Origin of the sequence: Streptococcus oralis (assembly GCF_023109005.1) — a bacterium.
Taxonomy (GTDB): domain Bacteria; phylum Bacillota; class Bacilli; order Lactobacillales; family Streptococcaceae; genus Streptococcus; species Streptococcus oralis_BU.
The window spans coordinates 5992-7905 of sequence record NZ_JALDTU010000013.1; the positions used below are offsets into that span (position 1 = coordinate 5992).

Annotated in this window: 2 protein-coding genes and 1 pseudogene; 2 read left to right on the plus strand and 1 reads right to left on the minus strand. The window is 35.3% G+C overall.

All coding sequences use genetic code 11. The annotated features are described in order from the left end of the window. A partial coding sequence (locus M1F56_RS09575) for a hypothetical protein (RefSeq protein ID WP_247917546.1) occupies positions 1–381 on the plus strand: 381 nt, incomplete at its 5' end. A gap of 41 nt (positions 382–422) precedes the next feature. After that, a complete protein-coding gene (locus M1F56_RS09580) occupies positions 423–1598 on the plus strand; it encodes a family 1 glycosylhydrolase (RefSeq protein ID WP_247917547.1) in 1176 nt (391 codons plus the stop codon). Positions 1599–1641: 43 nt separating this feature from the next. Here the strand turns inward: M1F56_RS09580 and M1F56_RS09585 are convergent. Further along, positions 1642–1842: pseudogene (locus M1F56_RS09585) on the minus strand (transposase); the annotation flags it as partial. Between the last annotated feature and the right edge of the window lie 72 nt (positions 1843–1914).

Here is a 1914-nt window from a genome sequence, read left to right on the forward strand (position 1 = left end):
ATCACATCAGATCTTGTATCCGATAGTGAAGAAACCGGCATTTTAGAATCTGAATCACTCTCTGAAAGTTCTTCTGAATTTGTATCAAAAAATGATTTGGATGAAGTAGATTCGAAACATCTAATGAATTTAGTAGAAATTGGAGATAATGTAGGTGAGTTTGTGTATGAGACAAGTATTCAAGTAACTCAGCCATGGGGGGATTCTGAGAATGGAAATTCATGGATAGGGCAAGAGAAGGAAGGGAATATGCAAAAACCAGCTTTTCAGCAACTATCTCGTGAGTTTAAAAATGTCGTAAGTAGATTATCTGGTTTGAGCTCTATTATTCATAACAAGGGCAGAAAGAATCATTTAATAAATAATGATATTTTTAAATAATAACAATCTAATTTATAAAGAAAAAAATAGAAGGAGTCGTCATGATTAGAAATTTTTTGTCAAATAGTGGGAAAGGTTTAGGAACAACAGATGTTCTTTCAGTTGGTGAATTTCGTGGAGGAGTGTTGCACGGGAAAATCGACTATAAAACAGTACCACTAGGTTTTTACGATTTACTAGGACAATCTAAACCGATCAGTTCAAGAAACTATATTGAGGATTTGAATTTGATTCAATCCATGGGCTTTAATGCCTATCGTATCTCTATCTCTTGGGCTCATCTATTTCCAACTGGAGAAGAGTTGCAGCCAAGTGAAGAAGGATTGAAATATTATGAAATAATCATTGACGAAGTTCTGAGAAAAGGCATCGAGCCAATTGTTACCCTCAGTCATTTTGATATCCCTCTTAACCTACATGAAAAATATGGTGCATGGAGAAATCGTCAGATGATTGAACTCTTTGAGCGCTATGCAGAAGCTGTTTTCCGTTATTTTAAAGACAAGGTGAGATACTGGATTACATTCAATGAGTTTAATATTTTGCACCATTTACCATTTTTGGGGGGAGGATTATTATTTGAAAATAGTGAGAATCGTGAACAGTTAATCTGGCAAGCAGCTCATTATCAATTAGTTGCTTCTGCCCGCGTCGTTCAATTAGGTAAAACAATCAATCCAGAGTTTCAGTTTGGTGGAATGCTTGTCGTTAGTCAAAACTATAGCCAGCAAATTGACAATGCTATGGATGCTATGGAAGCTGAAGTTAAGAATCGTAAAAACTATTTATTTACGGATGTTCAAGTTCGTGGTTATTATCCGAACCACTTCTTGCGTCGCTTGGATCGTGAGCAGATTGCTTTAGATATTTCAGATGAAGATCTTTCTATCTTAAACAGAGGTACAGTTGATTTTGTAAGTTTTAGTTATCATGCATCTAATAACTCTGAAGAAGTTTTTGCTGATAAGTATGTAGCTGAGACTAGAACTAAAAAATCAGCTAATCCAGTCGGTCTTCGTTTGGTTATGAATAGTCTATATGATCGTTACCAAAAAGCATTGTTTGTCGTAGAAGATGAACTCGTCTTGGATGATGCAGATAACTCTGTTATGGAAGAATTGAAAACAAATATTCAAGGAATCGTTAAAGCAGTAGAGTTTGATGGTGTTGAACTTTTAGGCTATACACCTCTCAGCTGGGTGGAACTTGATTTTTAAAATAAAAGTGGCTCTTTGTCAACTGTCGTGGGTTGAAGAAAAGTTACAACCTGGAGAGGATCATTTTGTTCCTCTCCTTTTTAATGTTCAAAGCGGTGAGAATTCTAGTTTTAAAGTTATCAAAGTTCCGAAAGCTGAAAGCATTGCACTTGATGACCTTGATGAGGTTGTTAGTAGCTTCAAGTTTTGCATTTGAGTAGGGCAGTTTTAGCGCATTCACAATATTGTCCTTATCTTTCGATAAATTGTAAAATATAGTGCAACAAAAAAACTCATAGCGTTTCATTGGTGTAAACTATAAGTAACCATACAAACA